This window comes from Halomonas sp. DP4Y7-1 (assembly GCF_019800705.1).
Classification (GTDB): domain Bacteria; phylum Pseudomonadota; class Gammaproteobacteria; order Pseudomonadales; family Halomonadaceae; genus Halomonas; species Halomonas litopenaei_A.
Genome location: NZ_JAHVKS010000001.1, coordinates 350,149 through 365,901, shown reverse-complemented (window position 1 = coordinate 365,901; position 15,753 = coordinate 350,149). Strand labels below are relative to the sequence as shown.

Here is a 15,753-nt window from a genome sequence, read left to right as displayed (position 1 = left end):
ATGCCCTGTCAGAAGGCATGTTCACGACAGTCTAACTAGCTCTGCGCGAGAGTCTCAAATCACGAAGGGGGCCCAGCCATTCACCTGGGGCTCTTCTGTAGGGCGATTCTATACAGCCAGGCATCGGTGGCTCCTCTATACAGCCAGGCCTCGGTGGCTCCTCTATACAGCCAAGCATCGGTGGCTCCTCTATACAGCCAGGCCTCGGTGGCTCCTCTATATCGCCAGGCCTCACACGTTCAGCTCTGGCATCCCCAGGCTGCCTGGAGTGAAGCGAGCCGGCAAGCCCCTCTGAATAGGCACTCTGCAGTACCAAAAAGGCCCACCGACAGGCACGCAATGGAGGGGGACCCCGTCGGCGAGCAAGGGTCGCAGGCGCGACCCAGCAGGCAATAGCGGTGCACGACTTGCCAGGAATGCGGTAGAACTCTCCAGGAGGTCCATGGATGCTGTAGAGATGTCCAGGTGCTTCCCCGGCAACGTCTTGAGTCAGCGTGGCGCTGCCCCAGGACGTATCGACAACGCCATCACCTGCTTGGCAGGGAGCAGTCACGCCCCTGTCATTTCCAAGCGTCAGCCGTGGTACCACGGCCTCGGCTGACGCTATTGGCCAATGTCGTGACTCGCCAGCGCCTCCAGGGCACGCACGATGCCAGCATGGTCCCACTCCGATCCGCCCAGCGCAGCACAGGATTGAAACAGCTGGGCGGCATTGGCGGTTCCTGGCAGGGCCAGGTTGAGGCCTCTGGCTCCTTCCAAGGCCAGGTTCAGATCTTTCTGATGCAAGCGGATGCGGAAACCGGGGTCAAATGTCCGGTCGATCATCCGCTGCCCATGTACGTCGAGAATCTTCGATTGCGCCAATCCGCCCAGCAGTGCTTCCCGCACCTTGCTGACGTCGGCACCTGCCTTGGAAGCGAACAACAGCCCTTCGGACACCGCCTCGATCGTCAGTGCCACCACGATCTGGTTGGCGACCTTGCAGGTCTGCCCAGCCCCGTGGCCGCCAATCCGCGTAATGGTCTTGCCCATAATCTCAAGTAGCGGCAGGGCTCTCTCGAAGCCTTCCTGGGTCGCCCCCACCATGATGGTCAGGGCGGCATTGATGGCACCTCCCTCGCCCCCGGACACCGGGGCATCGACGTACTCGCCGCCGGCCTCATGAATCCTGCGGGCAAATTCCTGGGTAGCCAGAGGGGCAATCGAACTCATGTCGATGACCAGCGTGCCTGGCTTGAGCCCGTGTACCACGCCCTGCTCCCCGAACAGCACCTCCTCGACGTCTGGGGTATCGGGCACCATGGTGATGATGACGTCACTGACCTGGGCCACGGCGTCAGGACTGTCGAGCTCCTGCATGCCCTTCTCGGCCAAGGCGGCATCGAGCGTGCCCCGCTTGACCGTGGTCAGTTCGTGTCCCGCGTCCAGCAGGTGCCCTGCCATGGGGCGTCCCATGATCCCCAACCCGATAAAACCGATCTTGCTCATTGTTATGCTCCTCGTGGTGCCTTGTAACTCTGTGGCGATCGCGACATCCGGCAACGTCGATGCTGCATGTCGCAATGCTGTGCTGACTGACGCGACGCCCTACTTGGTGGCAATCGCTCTGACGCTATCGAGCCAGCCAAGCCCCTCCTGGGTCGTAGTGGCTGGCTTGTACTCGCATCCGATCCAGCCGCGATAGCCGATGCGATCAAGGTGCTGGAACAGGAAGGGATAGTGGATTTCTCCTGTGCCCGGCTCGTGGCGCCCCGGATTGTCCGCCAGCTGCACGTGAGCAATACGCGACAGGTGACGCTCCATGGTCGGTGCCAGGTCCCCTTCCATGATCTGCATGTGGTAGATGTCGTACTGCAGCTTCAGGTTGTCGCTGGCGACTTCGTCGAACAGCGCCAGCGCCTGCTCCGTGTGATGCAGGAAGAAGCCTGGAATATCGCGAGTATTGATAGGCTCGGCCAGCAGCAGAATGCCGGCTGTCTCGAGCTTGCCCGCGGCATAACGCAGATTGTCGACCAGGGTCCGCTGTGCCTGCGCCTGACTGACGCCCTCTGGCACGATGCCCGCCAGGCAGTTGACCTGGCGGCAGCCCAGGGCCGTCGCGTACTCAATCGCGGTGTCGACGCCCGCGCGAAACTCCTCGATGCGCTCCGGATGACAGGCAATCCCGCGCTCCCCCGCTTCCCAGTCGCCGGCTGGTAGGTTATGCAGCACCTGCACCAGGCCATGGGCCTGCAGTCGCTGCTTGATCTCCGCGGCGGAGTAGTCATAGGGGAAGAGGTACTCGACCCCTTGAAAACCCGCCTTCGCGGCTGCCTCAAATCGATCGAGGAAAGGCAACTCGGTAAACAGCATGCTCAGGTTGGCGGCAAACTTGGCCATGTGGTGCTCCTCTTGGACGTCAAGATGTTCTTTTATGACCCGCGCCCAGCCAACAACTGGCGTGACGCGGCGTCGACACGTGGTTTCCGGTCAAGTGAAGGCGTGTCACGTCAAGGCAGCGATCGAGCTTGGCGCATCCTCGAGGTTCTCGGCCAAGGCTTCGAACTCATTGATGCCGGCAATATCTGTGCCCATCGCGATATTCGTGACGCGCTCAAGGATGATCTCGACAACGACCGGCACGCGGTGCTCCCGGGCCAGTTGGCGGGCGCGCTCCAGGGCTGGCCCGATCTCGTCAGGCGTGGTGACCCGCAGCGCCTTGCAGCCCAGCCCTTCCACCACGGTCACGTGGTCGACGCCGTAGCCGTTGATCTCTTCGCAGTTGATGTTCTCGAACGACAGCTGGACGCAGTAGTCCATGTCAAAGCCGCGCTGAGCCTGGCGAATCAATCCCAGATAGGCGTTGTTCACCAGAACATGTACGTAGGGCAGGTGGAACTGGGCACCTACTGCCAGCTCCTCGATCATGAACTGGAAGTCATAGTCACCGGACAGCGCGACCACTTCGGCGTCAGGATCTGCCCGGCATACGCCCAAGGCTGCTGGAATCGTCCAGCCCAACGGACCTGCCTGACCGCAGTTGATCCAGTGACGAGGCTTGTAGACGTGCAAGAATTGAGCGCCAGCAATCTGCGACAGTCCGATGGTAGTGACGTACCGCGTGTCACGGCCAAACACCTTGTTCATTTCCTCGTAGACCCGCTGGGGCTTGACCGGCACATCATCGAAATGGGTCTTTCGCAGCATGGTCTGCTTGCGCTGCTGACAAGCCGCCACCCAGCTGCTGCGCTCCTTCAGGCGGCCTTCCTTGGCCCAGTCCCGGGCAATCTCGATCATGGTCACGAGGGCCGCCTTGGCGTCGGACACGATGCCGTAGTCAGGGCCAAAGATACGACCAATCTGAGTGGGCTCGATGTCGATATGGACGAAGGTTCGTCCCTCGGTGTAGGTCTCGAGGTTACCGGTATGCCGGTTGGCCCAGCGATTGCCGACCCCCATGACAAAGTCCGACGCGAGCAGGGTCGCATTGCCATAACGGTGGGAGGTTTGCAGCCCCACCATGCCCGCCATCAAGGGATGATCGTCTGGCAGCACTCCCCACCCCATCAGGGTCGGAATGACCGGAATACCCAGCAATTCGGCCAAGGTCTGCAGCTCGCTCGCGGCATCAGCATTGATGACACCTCCCCCGGCCACCAACAGGGGGCGCTCGGCAGCATTGAGCATCTCCAGCGCCTTTTCACACTGAGCACGACTGGCCGTCGGCTTGTAGGCCGGCAGGGGTTCATAGGTGTCAGGATCAAATTCGATCTCGGTGAGCTGCACATCGATCGGCAGATCGATCAGGACCGGCCCTGGGCGTGACGAACGCATCAACTGGAATGCCTGCTGGAACGCCCGCGGTACCTGGGCCGCCTCCCGAACCGTGACAGCCCACTTGGTGACGGGGCCGGCAATGGCCTGGATATCTACCGCCTGAAAATCCTCTTTATGCAGCTTGGCGACAGGTGCCTGACCCGTGATGCAAAGAATGGGGATCGAGTCGGCAGACGCCGAATACAGCCCGGTGATCATGTCCGTGCCCGCAGGGCCCGACGTGCCGATGCAGACGCCGATATTGCCTGGCTGGGCCCGCGTGTAGCCCTCTGCCATATGCGAGGCACCTTCCACATGCCGTGCCAGCACATGATCGATGCCGCCCACCCGCCGCATTGCGGCGTAAAACGGGTTGATGGCCGCACCAGGAAGACCAAAAGCGACGTCAATTCCTTCCTTGAGCAATACGTGAACTGCAGCATCCGCAGCGGTCATGCGAGTCATGGAACACCTCCAGGCATCAAATTGTATACATTGTTGCGACGCAATAAAGGACAATTCTATTTTTTTGGAATCTCTTTCCATTATGTTTAGCAGGCCGACACCATCGCTGCAAATGTATTTGGAATTATTTTCCAAAAACCTTTCAGGAACGCACAAAACCGTAGAGGGAGTGGCGAGCCGGGACAGAAACATCACGTCATCACGGCCTACATGACCCTCGCGGAGGGAGGGAGAGAGAGGGAGAAAGAGGGCAAAGAGGGAGAAAACGGAACACATACAGCAGTGTGCAATTGCAACCAGAGCCTGCTCGTAACAGCACATATGTGTAGAGCTGACGTCGCTATACTGACAGAAACTATGCAGGCTACTCCGGCCGCTGACGGAACATCAGGGACCCTCTGGGCCTGGGACAGACGCTGGCCTGCCCGAGTCATCACGCCGCTGCGGTCCAGACCAGACACGCTGCTCACCGTCGCTGGCGGTCTGGGCCAATGCATCGCGGCATGACCCACGGAGGCAGTTCCCGGACGATGCCCGACCTCCGCGACCTTGATGAGCGTTTTTCCAGCCTGGCAGCCCACCGGACGCTGCTGGCGATTCGCAATGCCTACCTGTCGATACTGCCTTATGTGATTGTCATGGCCGCGCTGACCGTCGCGGCCAACCTCTTCCATTTTGCCGGTATCGATTCCGGCATGGCCTATTACATCAGCCATCTGGCGCGCTATCTGGGAGAGCTGTTTCCCGAGGTCATCCTGCTATCCCTGAGCTGGTCGCTCAACAGTCATCATCGGGTACGCGCCCCAGCCGTCATGCTGGTCTCCCTGCCGGTGTTCTGGATCCTCTGTGGTTGGGACCAACTGGGTACCGAGGCCGGTCCACAAAGCCGCAGTCTGGGCGCGACCATCGCCATCTATCCGACCCTGCTGTTGACGCACGTCATGTTCAAACTATTTGGCCGGGACGGCAGTGACTCGAGCGCAGGCAAGGTCGTCATGAGTCAACTGATCACCTTCAACCTGCGCTATGTGTTGCCAGGTGTGCTGTGCGTACTGCTGGCGATCCTTCTGCGCCTTGCCTTCGTCACCCTCTCCGACCGCTTCGCCCCTGGCATTCATGCTGCACTCGTCGACCGCATTCCATATGGGGTCGAGGTCATCCTGTTCGTGATGTTCCTGCAGGTGCTATCGCTGTTTGCGATCCATGGCTATGCCACCATGCTCGGCGTCTATGAGTACCTGCATCACAAGAGCGCGCTGCTCGGGCTGCCGTCTCCAGAGTTCTTCACCTTGTACGCCACCCCGGGCGGGGCAGGCTCGGTGTTCTGCCTCATGCTGGTCATGCTGGTAGTCAGTTCACGCCGGGAGTACAAGGCGCTGGCGCGAATATCGGCGCCGCTGACCCTGTTCAACATCAGCGAGACGCTGGTGTTCGGCATCCCCCTGGTGTTCAACCTGCGCATGGCGTGGGCGTTCATCGCCGTGCCCACCGTCAATGCCGTCATCGCTTACACCGCCATGGCAGCAGGCTGGGTGGAGCCACACCCCAATAGCGTCCACTGGGCGGTGCCTTACCTGATCTCCAGCTACCTGGCCTTCGATGGCTTGTACCTGCCGTCCATTCTGTTGCAACTGACCTGCATCGGCTGTGGCGTCGCCATCTATACGGTGGCATGGCGACGCTACGTGTATCGAGAGCACTCAAGTCAGGATGACTATCCCGTCTTTCCCTCGCGCAAGGCCAGTGACTCTGCCTTCGGCGACGACGCGCTGGATATCGTGCTGATGGAAGAAAATGTCAGCCGTTGGAGCCGCGTCAAGCAGGCCGACCGCACCTTGAAGTGGCTGAGCGAGGGAGAACTGGAGCTGGTCTTTCAACCTGTCGTTGACGCCTCAACGTCCCGCATCCGTCATGTCGAGGCGCTATTGCGTTACCGTGATGCCCAGGGAAGACTCCACGCCCCGCTGTTTCTCGACGTGCTACGCCATCATCCCGGCGTGATGGAGGGCATAGAGTGCTGGGTGATTCGCGAAGCCTGCCAGCATGCGCTGCGATGGCACGAACAAGGGGTCAACAAGCGGCTGTTCATCAATGTGACGCCGCTGTTCTTTACCAGCGACAACGTCCGGCGCTGCTTCTATACGGCGCTCAACGAGGTCCCCGTCAATGCTCTGGGTATCGAAATCACGGAGCAGTCGCTACTGACGGACCTGCCCCAGACACTGTCCGATATCCACCTGTTTCAATCCATGGACGTGCAGTTCGCCCTGGACGACTTCGGCAGCGGTTACTCATCGTTCAACTATCTGAGTCAACTGACGGTCGATTTCGTCAAACTGGACAAGACCCTGATCGAGCACATCCATCATCCGCGCCAGGCCAGCATCGTGGCGTCCATTTACCAGCTGTGCCAGACCCTCCGCCTCCAGGTCATCTGCGAAGGCGTGGACGATCAGCGCAAGCAGGCCTTTCTGGCGACATTAGGTGTCCCGCTGGTGCAGGGGTTTCTGCTGTACCGACCGATGGAAGCCGCCGCCATGGAGGCATTACTGCGGGAGGAGCGTCACCGCGAAGATCCGACAAGCTAGCCTTCGCGGCAACACCAGGATCCGCCAACGAAGATCCGTGGACCAGACCTCAGGACAGCACAGGCAGCTTCATGTGGCGATTGACGTCCTTGTACAGCAGGTAGCGGAAGGGACCAGGCCCGCCGGCATAACAGGCCTGTGGGCAGAACGCCCTCAGCCACATGTAGTCACCGGCTTCCACTTCGACCCACTGCTGATTGAGATGGTAGACCGCCTTGCCCTCCAGCACGTAGAGACCGTGTTCCATGACGTGGGTCTCATCGAAGGGGATCACGCCACCGGGCTGGAAGGTCACCACCGTCACGTGCATATCGTGGCGCATGTCCTCGGGATCGACGAAGCGCGTGGTCGCCCAGACCTCGTTGCAGTCAGGCATGACCGTCGGCGCGATGTCGTTCTCGTTGGTCACGATCGGCTCCGGCAGATCGATACCGTCAACCGCCTCATAGGCCTTGCGAATCCAGTGAAACCGCACGGCTTCCGTGCTGGAGTTGTGCAGCTGCCAATCACTGCCGGGGGGGATAAACGCATAGCCTCCAGGCGTCATCACGTGCCGCTGGCCAGCGAGGGTCAATTCAAGCTGGCCTTCCACCACGAACAGCACGCCTTCGGCCTGGGGATTGGACTCGGGGCGCTCACTGCCCCCGCCTGGCCCGACCTCCATGATGTACTGGGAAAACGTCTCAGCAAAGCCTGACAAGGGGCGTGAGAGCACCCACAGGCGAGTATTGTTCCAGTGCGGCAGCTTGCTAGTCACGATATCGCGATACACCCCCTTGGGGATGACCGCAAAGGCCTCGGTAAACATCGCTCGGTCAGTGGTCATGACCTTCTGCCCGGGATGGCCGCCATGAGGCGCGTAGTAGTGTCGTGTGGGACGAGAGTCACTCATCTTGGTTTCCTTGTCAGTCCAGTGTCACGCGCAGGTCGAGGGGGAACTCGTCGCAGTTGTCGCCGTCCCCGCCGCGATCCACGACCAGAAACTCCCCTTCCCGGTCCAGCACCGACTGGATGGCATGCCAGGTACCTGCACGATAGTTCACACCCTGGCGACCGTCGGTCAAGAACGCGCGCACCTGGTCAGCTTCAATGGCATCCCCTGGGGGAGCAACGACAATGATGAAACGCTCTTCGTGCAGCGGCATGAAGGCCTGGCTGCCCAGCGGATGACGCTCGAGAAAGCTCAGCGTCAGCGGCAGCTCGATCGGCTGGCTGACGAACAGGCTGATCATGGGCCGGGCGTTATCACCCAGCGTCTCGATCGCGACCAGGTCATGATGACGCTGGGTGCGCCCGGCATTGATCGGAAAAGACGATGACGTGCGTGCGTCGATGACATCGCCAAAGGGGGCAAAGGCCTCGGCCGTCAGCGGCCGCGCAATCAGTTCTAGCATGGGAATTCCTGGGTCTCGTGGCGGGCTTCAACGCCCGTGCAGCATGACGCTATCCGACGTCTTCAGCCAATCGGCGCGGGGGAAGGCGCCGGAAAATGCTCAGCCCAGTGGCGTGCGATGTCCACTCGGCGCGTTACCCACACCCGATCATGCGCCTCGATATGGTCAAGGAAGCGCTGCAACGCGCGGAACCGCCCGGGGCGCCCGATCAAGCGGCAGTGCAGACCGACCGACAGCATCTTGGGTGACTCATCACCCTCGGCATAGAGGACATCAAAGGCGTCACGCAGGTAGGTGAAAAAGTGGTCAGCGGTGTTGAAGCCTTGCGGCGCCGCAAAGCGCATATCATTGCTGTCCAGAGTATAGGGCACCACGAGATGGGGGTGCTGCTGGCCCTGGCTGTCCGCTTCACAGGTCCAGAAAGGCAGATCATCACCGTAATAGTCGCTGTCGTACAGAAAGCCACCTTCGTCCAGCACCAAGCGACGAGTGTTGGGGCTATCACGCCCGGTGTACCAGCCTAGCGGGCGTTCGCCGTAAAGCCGCTCGAAGATCTCGATGGCCTTGCGCATATGCTCCCGCTCCACCTTCTCGGACACCTGCTGATAATGAATCCAGCGGTAGCCGTGACAGGCAATCTCATGGCCCAGTTCCTTGAAGGCCAACGCCAGCTCAGGATGACGCTCAAGCGCCATGGCGACCCCGAACACCGTCAGCGGCATGCCGCGGCGCTCGAACTCTCTCAGAACCCGCCACACACCTGCCCGGGAGCCATATTCGTAGATCGACTCCATGCTCAAGTGACGGTCTGGGTAGCTGTCGGCACCAATGATCTCAGACAGGAACTGCTCGGATCCCGCATCACCGTGCAATACGCAGTTCTCCCCTCCCTCTTCGTAATTGAGCACAAACTGAACGGCAATCTTCGCCCTGCCTGGCCAGTTGGCGTGGGGCGGCGTGCGGCCATAGCCGACAAGATCCCTGGGATAGGCGGTTGTTGTCATGATGTCTTCTCCTGAAAGCCAGTGGGCGCATCCAGCGCTTGCTCGGGCTGATCGGTCCAGCGGACATAGGGCCAGGGGCAAGGGGCAAGGCGCAAGGCGCACAGCGCTTCGACACAGTGTTTCGACCTGGCGCGCAGACCTGACGCTTAGACCTGACTCTTAGACCTGACGCTTAACACACAGGGGCGTCATGTCACCGATATGGCGCACTGCCGCCCGGCACTCTCGGCCGCGCCTCATTATGTATACAAAAGAAAGATAGACTGTACTCAAGCCACGAGCAACCACTCTATCGTCGAAGACCGGACCCGCTCTTCCTCAACAACGCGGCTCCAGTCGGGTCTTCCATCCCGGTCTTCAGACCCATACTTCAAGCCGCCCTCCAGCACCGCTCTCAGGCATTGTCCTAAGTGCTTGAACCGACGGGCCAGCCGACGCGACCTGAGATTGCCGCCCCGTGTGAACGCTGCGTCCAGCGGCCCTCGACCAGGCGGCGCCATCAATTGTATACACTTCCCTAACAGTATCGTCCTCACATACTAACAAAGATCGTCATCAATATGCCGAAACGAGGGGGCGAGATTGGTGAACGCGCCATAAAAAATCTTTTAATCATTGTTTTCTAACGAAATTTAAAACCAGGCATTGCCTGGCATCTTTCGACTTGATACGTATTCGATGTAGCACTATTTTGTGTACAAAGAGATATCGATTCGTTCAAGAAGGTAGCGAGCATGCACGTACACCTGATCAACCCCAATACGACTGATGCGATGACAGAGACCATCCGTCTCGCCGCAACGGACATCGCCGGCCCCGCGACTCGCGTGACCGCCTCGCAGCCCGCCAGTGGGCCTGTCTCCATTGAAGGTCACTTTGACGAGGCCATCAGCGCTGTCGGGGTTGTCGAAGAGGTCCTGAGAATGGATCGTGAGACCCAGGTCGATGCCTACGTGGTGGCGTGCTTCGGTGATCCTGGGCTGCTGGCCGCTCGCGAAGCGACTCGGGCGCCAGTCATCGGCATCGCAGAAGCGGCCTTTCATATGGCAAGCCTGATCAGCACTCGCTTCTCGGTGGTCACCACCCTGCCACGCACGGTGATCATCGCCGAACACCTGCTGGACCAGTACGGCTTCCGCCACCAGTGTCGGCGTGTCCGTGCGGCCGATATCCCGGTGCTGGATCTTGAACAGGACGGCGATCGCGCCCTGGCCAAGATTATCGAAGAAGGGCGCCGCGCCAAGCAGGAGGATGGCATCGGCGCCATCGTTCTCGGCTGCGGCGGCATGGCAGATCTGACCGACACCATCAGCCGAGAGGTCGGCCTGCCGGTGGTTGAAGGGGTGACGTCAGCGGTCAAGCTGGCCGAGGCGTTGGTCGGGCTGGGACTTGCTACCAGCAAGACCGGTGACCTGGCGTTCCCCCGGCCCAAGCCCTTCGTCGGCCACTATCAGCACCTGTCACATCTCACATTTGCTCAGGAATAGCATAGGCACCAGCCACCTGCTTCCCGCCAGGCCCTTACCGCTCCGGGCCCTGCCTGCGGTCAATAATAATCCACAATAAGCGAGGTCCTCGATGACCACTTCCACCTCTCGGCCGGACGCCTCCCAGGGCATCGCCCCGGCCGCCACCAAAAGCCTCGGCGATGAATCTCTTGCGCCTCAGAAAACCCGCATCATGGGGCGCACCTCCTACCTGCTGGCCTGGTTCGGAGGCTGTGTCTCCATTGGTACCTTTACCATGGGGTCCAGTGTCGTCGGCACGCTCAACCTGATCCAGGCCACGGTAGCGATTGCCATCGGCTGCTTTATCATCGGTATCGCCCTTGCCCTGAACGGTGCCGCTGGATACAAGTACGGCATTCCCTTCATGGTCCAGGCGCGTAGCGCCTTCGGCTTTCAGGGCACCCGCTTACCCGGCTTGGTGCGAGCCGTTCCGGCGATTGTGTGGTACGGCTTCCAGAGCTGGATTGGAGCCGGCGCGCTGAATCTGGTGTCTGCCACCCTGTTCGGCTATGACAACCTGATCGTGTTCTTCATCGCTTTCCAGTTTCTGCAGATCGGCCTTTCGGTGCTGGGCTTTCAGGGCATCAAGTGGCTTGAGAACGTGGGCAGCGCCTTCATCCTGGCGTCGCTGGTGTACATGTTCTATAGCACCGTGGCCCGTTACGGTGACACGCTGTCGGCCAATCTGGTCACCATGGAGGGCTCATGGGGCCTGCCCTTCTGGGGGGCTACCATGCTGTTTCTGGGCATCTACTCGACCATGATGCTCAACGTCAGCGATTACTCACGAGAGCACGTCGAAGGCTCGGGTCCCGGCCTGCTGACCACCCTCTACGCCATGTCGATACTGCCCTGCACGCTGTTCATGGGCCTGATTGGCTTCATGGTGTCCGAGGCGACCGGCGTGGCCGATCCGATACGCGTGTTTGCCAACGCCGTCGACAACACCCCTCTGCTGATGACCACCCTGCTGTTCATCGCCTTCGCTCAGGTGACCACCAATGTTCTCAACAATGTGGTACCGCCAACCTATGTGCTGATGGACACCTTCAAGCTGAGCTACCGCAAGGCCTCGGTCGTCGTTGGTCTATTGGCGTTCGCCACCTTCCCCTGGGAGTTGGTCAAGGATGAGTCAGCTGCTGGCCTGCAGGTGTTCGTACAGACCTATTCCGCCTTTCTCGGCCCCATCTTTGCCGTACTGGTGGTGGACTACTACCTGATTCGCCGGCGTACCCTGGACCTGGACAAGCTCTACGATCCGAATGGCCCCTACCGTGGCGTCAATCTGGCGGCCTTCATTGCCACCGCCGTAGGCGTCGTGGCGGCCTTCAGCTTCTCCACCATTTCCTGGTACGCCAGTCTGATTCCCGCGGGCCTCACCTATCTGCTGTTGATGCGCTACTGGCAAGGTTGCCAGCGCTTCAACCAGTAAGCGTGCTGCAACGGCGAGGTGACTGACCTCGCCTTGCCTTTTCCGGCTGACAGCGACGCATCATGACATCTGCCTGACGCTATCCAACAACAAGAGTGATCCCCATGGCCGATTCCGACCTGACCCTCGATACCACGAGGGTCGACCCGAGCCTCTACAACCACGACCTGGCCCCGCTCCCCCACTCACGGCGCAGCTGGGGAGCCTTCGAAATCTTCAATGTCTGGTCCAACGATATTCAAAGCCTGTTTGGCTACACCCTGGCAGCCTCGCTGTTTCTGTCTTACAACCTCAGCGGCTGGGCGGTGATGGCAGCGATCATGCTGGCCGGCTTGATCGTGATGTTTCTGGTCAACCTGACCGGTGCGCCAAGCGTTCGCTACGGCATCCCCTTCCCGGTCATGGTCCGCGCCAGCCTCGGGGTTAGAGGCTCCAACCTGCCGGCTCTGCTGCGCGCCATCGTCGGTATTTTCTGGTATGGCGTGCAGACCTACTTTGCCTCCACCGCCGTCACGCTGATGATTACCGCCCTTATCGGCACCGATGGAGGGGAAGGCGTGCTTGGCCTGTCACCCGTCGCCTGGCTGTCATTTGTGCTGGTGTGGCTGTTCCAGATCGCCATCTTCTGGTCCGGCATCGAGCGCATCAAGCACTTCCTGAACTGGGCAGGCCCGCTGGTCTACGTGGTCATGGTCGTGCTGATGCTGATTGTCTGGTGGCAGGCCGGCAGCGAGCTGCTGCCAGCCGTCGGGAGCATCTTCTCGGCCAGCGGCGAAGATAGCGGAGGCCTATCTGCCTTTGCTGCCGTGGTCGGGACCATGGTCGCCTACTTTGCCGCCGTCGTGATCAACTTCGGGGATTTCACCCGCTTCGTACAAAGCGAGCGCCAGATGAAGCTGGGCAACCTGCTGGGCCTGCCCTTGAACGTGGCCTTCTTTTCCTTCATCGCGCTGATCATCACCGCCGGCACCCTGGTACTGTTCGGCGAAGCGCTGACCAATCCCACCGATATCGTCGATCGTGTCGATGCCTTGCCCCTGACACTGCTGGCCGCCGTCACGTTTTTCGCCGCTACCGTCGGCATCAACCTGGTGGCCAATTTCATCCCCCCTGCCTATGACCTGGCGAACCTTTTCCCGCGGCATATCAGCTTCAAGGTCGGCGGCCTGATCACTGCCTGCGTCGCCTTTTTTGTCGGCGCACTGTGGGTCTCGGTCATCAGCCAAATTGGCGTGCCGGGCTTCGTCAACGCGCTAGGCGCCATCGTCGCGCCCTTCTACGGCATCATCGTTGTCGACTTCTATCTGATCAAAGGCGGCAAGCTCGATGTGCAGGCACTGTTCTCTGCCAAGCAGGGCGATGCCTATACCTACACCAACGGTTGGAACCTGCGGGCCGTGGCCGCCTTCGCCTTGGCCGCGGTGTTTTCTCTGGCGACGGTGATCGTTCCTGCCCTGCAAGGACTTGCAGGTTTTGGCTGGATGATGGGCGCCGCCCTCGGGGGCGTGCTGTATTTTGCCCTGATGCACCAGTACCGGGTCCCGCAACCGGCTCACTAGGCGACCACGATGATGACACCATGCCCTTCCCGGCCTGGCCCGGGGAGGGCGTGCTGTGCACGTACTTCATCCTCCCAAAAGACGTAAGCTCCTGACTACTATCTCTACCCGCACGACCAAGCCCTTCCCCAACCTGCACGACAAAGCACACAACTCAGTCAAGATGACATCTCGCTGTCATCGCCTCTGCCCATTGTCATCTCTGCGCCCTGCCGTCCCACGTGCAAGGCATGCCCACCTCAGAGGATGCACAATGACCACCCCTTCCCCCTCGCTATCGGTTCCTACGGGGCTTCGCCCATCAGGGCTGAGCCTGGCCTTTGCGGTACTTCTCTTCGCTACCGTCGGCTACTTTCTGTTCTGGGGCTTCGGCTACACCCAGGGCCACTTTCCGCTGGTATTCACCCTGGCCACCCTGTTCGGGGTGTTCATGGCCTTCAATATCGGCGGCAATGATGTGGCCAATTCCTTCGGCACCAGCGTCGGCGCAGGAACCTTGTCGATCAAGCAGGCCTTGCTGGTGGCGGCGGTGTTCGAGGTCAGCGGTGCGGTCATCGCAGGCGGAGAGGTCACCGATACGATCCGCAAGGGCATCGTCGATCTGTCGGGCATGACGGTCGCGCCGATGGACTTCGTCTTCATCATGATGTCAGCACTGGTAGCCGCCGCCCTGTGGCTACTGTTTGCCAGCAAGAAAGGCTATCCGGTCTCCACCACCCATTCGATCATCGGTGCCATTGTGGGCTCATCCATCGTGCTCGGAACCATGACCCCAGGGGTTGACAGCCTTGGCCTGGTGCAGTGGGGCAAGATCTGGCAGATCGCTATCTCCTGGGTGCTGTCACCGGTGCTGGGGGGACTGATGTCATATGCGCTGTTCAGCATGATCAAGAAACACATCCTCAACTACAACGATGAGGCGGAGCAGCGTCTGAAGGCGATCAAGCGCGAGAAGTACGAGAATGATCGTCGCCATAAGGAGGCCTTCGAGCGCCTGTCAGAGATCCAGAAGATTTCCTATACCCATGCCATGACCCGGGACGTTCAGGTCTACCATGACCAGGACTACCAGGATGATGAGCGTGCCGAATTCGAGTCAGACTACTTCAAGGAACTCAAGCGGATCGAGCGCCAGCGCGAGGATATCGATGCCCATCGTGCCCTGCAGAACTGGGTGCCCCTGGTCGCCGCCGGCGGAGCCATGATCATCTCGGCCATGCTGCTGTTCAAGGGCTTCAAGCATCTCGACCTGGGACTGACGACGCTTAACAACTACCTGATCATGGGCATGATCGGTGCCGTGGTATGGATGGCCACGTTTATCTTTGCCAAGACGCTCAAGGGCACCTCGCTGTCCCGCTCGACCTTCCTGATGTTCAGCTGGATGCAGGTCTTTACCGCGGCGGGGTTTGCCTTCAGCCATGGCTCCAACGATATCGCCAACGCCATCGGCCCCTTCGCCGCCATCCTTGACGTACTGCGTACTGGCGTCATTGGCGCCGAAGCGACCATCCCTCCGATCGCCATGATCACCTTCGGGGTCGCCCTTATTGTCGGTCTCTGGTTTATCGGCAAGGAGGTGATCCAGACCGTCGGACACAATCTGACCGCCATGCATCCGGCATCCGGGTTTGCGGCAGAGCTGGCGGCGGCAGGCGTCGTGATGCTGGCTTCCATCATGGGCCTGCCGGTGTCCAGTACACACATCCTGATCGGCGCGGTGCTGGGCATTGGCCTGGTCAACCATCAGACCAACTGGCAGCTGATGAAACCCATCGGCCTGGCCTGGGTCATTACGCTACCGGCAGCAGGCCTGATCAGCGCCATCGCCTTCGTGACGCTGCGCACCCTGTTCGGCTAGCCCTGCCGGCCTTTCCCAGCAGGCAACGATACGTTGTCGGCCCAGCGCAAGGTGCTGCGTTGGCGCTCTGCAAAGTTCGATGCCGTACTGCCAGCGAAAAGCCCCGAACCATCTGCTGATGATTCGGGACTTTTTTGGGGCATTGTG

11 protein-coding genes are annotated in these 15,753 nt (G+C 60.4%); 5 read left to right on the top strand and 6 right to left on the bottom strand.

Annotated features, from left to right (window positions below):
* Positions 1–603 precede the first annotated feature (603 nt).
* The 3 genes from KUV72_RS01450 to gcl all read right to left on the bottom strand — a co-directional run bounded on the left by KUV72_RS01450 (position 604) and on the right by gcl (position 4,260).
* Positions 604–1,527: a 2-hydroxy-3-oxopropionate reductase gene (locus KUV72_RS01450; RefSeq protein WP_315857844.1), complete on the bottom strand. Its 924-nt coding sequence runs from the start codon at positions 1,525–1,527 to the stop codon at positions 604–606.
* Positions 1,528–1,587: 60 nt separating this feature from the next.
* Positions 1,588–2,379: a hydroxypyruvate isomerase gene (gene hyi, locus KUV72_RS01445; RefSeq protein ID WP_222237192.1), complete on the bottom strand. Its 792-nt coding sequence runs from the start codon at positions 2,377–2,379 to the stop codon at positions 1,588–1,590.
* A gap of 105 nt (positions 2,380–2,484) precedes the next feature.
* A complete protein-coding gene (gene gcl, locus KUV72_RS01440; protein WP_222237191.1) occupies positions 2,485–4,260 on the bottom strand; it encodes a glyoxylate carboligase in 1,776 nt (591 codons plus the stop codon).
* Between the two features lie 530 nt (positions 4,261–4,790).
* On the opposite strand from gcl, the gene KUV72_RS01435 reads away from it, so the two are divergent.
* Positions 4,791–6,848, top strand: a complete 2,058-nt coding sequence (locus KUV72_RS01435) for an EAL domain-containing protein (protein ID WP_222237190.1) — start codon at positions 4,791–4,793, stop codon at positions 6,846–6,848.
* A gap of 49 nt (positions 6,849–6,897) precedes the next feature.
* On the opposite strand, the gene KUV72_RS01430 is transcribed toward KUV72_RS01435, so the two are convergent.
* From KUV72_RS01430 to puuE, 3 genes are all read right to left on the bottom strand, one after another.
* The gene (locus KUV72_RS01430) at positions 6,898–7,740 is read right to left on the bottom strand and encodes a bifunctional allantoicase/(S)-ureidoglycine aminohydrolase (protein WP_206939840.1); all 843 of its coding nucleotides are present in this window, start codon (positions 7,738–7,740) and stop codon (positions 6,898–6,900) included.
* A 13-nt stretch (positions 7,741–7,753) separates the two neighbouring features.
* The gene (locus tag KUV72_RS01425) at positions 7,754–8,242 is read right to left on the bottom strand and encodes an ureidoglycolate lyase (RefSeq protein WP_222237189.1); all 489 of its coding nucleotides are present in this window, start codon (positions 8,240–8,242) and stop codon (positions 7,754–7,756) included.
* 62 nt (positions 8,243–8,304) lie between these two features.
* Entirely contained in the window at positions 8,305–9,246 is a 942-nt protein-coding gene (puuE, locus tag KUV72_RS01420; RefSeq protein ID WP_206939844.1) for an allantoinase PuuE, read from the bottom strand.
* 734 nt (positions 9,247–9,980) lie between these two features.
* Here puuE and KUV72_RS01415 point away from each other — a divergent pair.
* The 4 genes from KUV72_RS01415 to KUV72_RS01400 all read left to right on the top strand — a co-directional run bounded on the left by KUV72_RS01415 (position 9,981) and on the right by KUV72_RS01400 (position 15,606).
* Positions 9,981–10,733, top strand: coding sequence for an aspartate/glutamate racemase family protein (locus KUV72_RS01415; RefSeq protein WP_222237188.1), 753 nt, complete (start codon positions 9,981–9,983; stop codon positions 10,731–10,733).
* 91 nt (positions 10,734–10,824) lie between these two features.
* Positions 10,825–12,186 (top strand): NCS1 family transporter, encoded by a 1,362-nt coding sequence (locus KUV72_RS01410; RefSeq protein WP_222237187.1) that lies wholly within the window; start codon positions 10,825–10,827, stop codon positions 12,184–12,186.
* Between the two features lie 104 nt (positions 12,187–12,290).
* Entirely contained in the window at positions 12,291–13,745 is a 1,455-nt protein-coding gene (locus tag KUV72_RS01405; RefSeq protein WP_222237186.1) for an NCS1 family nucleobase:cation symporter-1, read from the top strand.
* Positions 13,746–13,998: 253 nt separating this feature from the next.
* The gene (locus KUV72_RS01400) at positions 13,999–15,606 is read left to right on the top strand and encodes an inorganic phosphate transporter (RefSeq protein ID WP_222237185.1); all 1,608 of its coding nucleotides are present in this window, start codon (positions 13,999–14,001) and stop codon (positions 15,604–15,606) included.
* Positions 15,607–15,753 lie beyond the last annotated feature (147 nt).

Excerpts from the sequence above, each read along its gene's own strand:
- hyi (WP_222237192.1), bottom strand. The coding sequence starts at position 2,379 with ATGGCCAAGTTTGCCGCCAACCTGAGCATGCTGTTTACCGAGTTGCCT.
- gcl (WP_222237191.1), bottom strand. The coding sequence starts at position 4,260 with ATGACTCGCATGACCGCTGCGGATGCTGCAGTTCACGTATTGCTCAAG.
- KUV72_RS01435 (WP_222237190.1), top strand. The coding sequence starts at position 4,791 with ATGCCCGACCTCCGCGACCTTGATGAGCGTTTTTCCAGCCTGGCAGCC.
- KUV72_RS01430 (WP_206939840.1), bottom strand. The coding sequence starts at position 7,740 with ATGAGTGACTCTCGTCCCACACGACACTACTACGCGCCTCATGGCGGC.
- KUV72_RS01425 (WP_222237189.1), bottom strand. The coding sequence starts at position 8,242 with ATGCTAGAACTGATTGCGCGGCCGCTGACGGCCGAGGCCTTTGCCCCC.
- puuE (WP_206939844.1), bottom strand. The coding sequence starts at position 9,246 with ATGACAACAACCGCCTATCCCAGGGATCTTGTCGGCTATGGCCGCACG.
- KUV72_RS01415 (WP_222237188.1), top strand. The coding sequence starts at position 9,981 with ATGCACGTACACCTGATCAACCCCAATACGACTGATGCGATGACAGAG.
- KUV72_RS01410 (WP_222237187.1), top strand. The coding sequence starts at position 10,825 with ATGACCACTTCCACCTCTCGGCCGGACGCCTCCCAGGGCATCGCCCCG.
- KUV72_RS01405 (WP_222237186.1), top strand. The coding sequence starts at position 12,291 with ATGGCCGATTCCGACCTGACCCTCGATACCACGAGGGTCGACCCGAGC.
- KUV72_RS01400 (WP_222237185.1), top strand. The coding sequence starts at position 13,999 with ATGACCACCCCTTCCCCCTCGCTATCGGTTCCTACGGGGCTTCGCCCA.